The following is a 1,475-nucleotide window of genomic DNA, read 5'->3' on the forward strand; positions in this document are numbered from 1 at the left end:
TCATAATGCGTATTTTAAACTTTATAACCTATCAATTTTGTCACTAAATGGCTTTTAAGATTTCTGTTAATTTCTTTTAATAACACATTTTAGACTTAACAGCCTTTTATAGGGACTGTCTTTATAAACAAATGCTTTCATTTGCATATGAGTATTCAAGTTACTGTTTTTACGCATTCTTTATAGCTGTTATGTTCTTTATAGCCATGGCATCATTTTTCATTTTCATAAGAGAAACGATAAATAGGATAATTGCGATTTATTGTCTGTTATGAAAATATCTCAATAGAAACTGATCATTATAGAGATCAGTAAAATCCCTTTTAATAGACCGTGTCAGTGTTGTCAGTTTTGTCAGTTCTTTTTAGAGCCTATACTATTTTTTTAAAATGATAAAAAATTAAAAGCATTATATTTCAATATGTTAGTCTTTTTAAGATACAACTTATATAGATAACACAACCTTAAATACAATTAATAATATATATTTGTCAGTTATCTGTCAGTAAATTGAACTGACAAAAGTGATTATTTTAGTGTGTCATTAAAACATGTCTTATGAAAAGCGTATGAAAGTAAAAACTGATTACGTTATCAAAATCCCTTTAATGAATTTTTATCAATTTATTTAAATAGATAACCTTATGATTTTAGTGAGTGATTAAACCACGTCTTAAAAAAACATGTGATCCTTTAAAGTCTTTCAAAAGAAACGGTTTATGATCATAAAAATGCTATCAAGATCTTTATAGTTATGAGTTTTGACGGGGTTTTGAGTTTTGACGGTTGCCTCTTTTAGATAAAAAAACGATAAAAAGTAAAAACGTTATTTTTCAATGTGTTAATATTTTACAGATCTTAAAAAACAACCTCTATTGATAACACAACCTATAAATTCAACTAATAATATACGTTTTGAAGGGGGTTTGACGGTTTTTATACCTTCAAAACCTATAAGAAAAGTGAATATACATAACCCTCTTTAAACAAAGCTATCATTTTAGATTACGATATAATCTTTTAAAGGCAATCCAAATAAGAGTATTTAAAAGTGCAAATGATTTCTTTTTAGAATAACGCATATAGACTATCCTTTCAGGATTATATGTAAGCAACTTAACAAAAGAGGTATAGAACCTATAGGTTATAAGACCTTATACCCCTTGTGAGGTTAACATGCCTATCATCTGAGCATGCCAAATCTATTCAGTTTCTCTAATTTCTAATTTTGGTAAGTTTTTAACAATTTTCATTGTTTCTAAACTCACAGTGATAACCCTTTGAAACAAATCCAATGGATAGGCAGGGTTGCCAATGGTTTCAACAGCATAGTGATTGGCATCATTGACAATACCACTCTTTTTATCAGTCTTTACACATTGACGCCCCATAACCGATTCAAGAGAGATATCTGTCATGATGATATTGCTATTATAAATAACAGTTGATTTATTCTTTTCCTTACTATCCTTAAT

At 28.1% G+C, this 1,475-nt stretch carries 1 protein-coding gene; it reads right to left on the bottom strand.

What is annotated here, in order from left to right; genetic code table 11:
* Positions 1-1,202: 1,202 nt before the first annotated feature.
* On the bottom strand, positions 1,203-1,475 hold a 273-nt coding region (locus tag ACFIQE_RS10315), incomplete at its 5' end, for a hypothetical protein (protein ID WP_375707695.1).

Source organism: Bartonella sp. AA1HLJMS, from assembly GCF_042197445.1.
In the GTDB taxonomy this organism is placed as follows: domain Bacteria; phylum Pseudomonadota; class Alphaproteobacteria; order Rhizobiales; family Rhizobiaceae; genus Bartonella.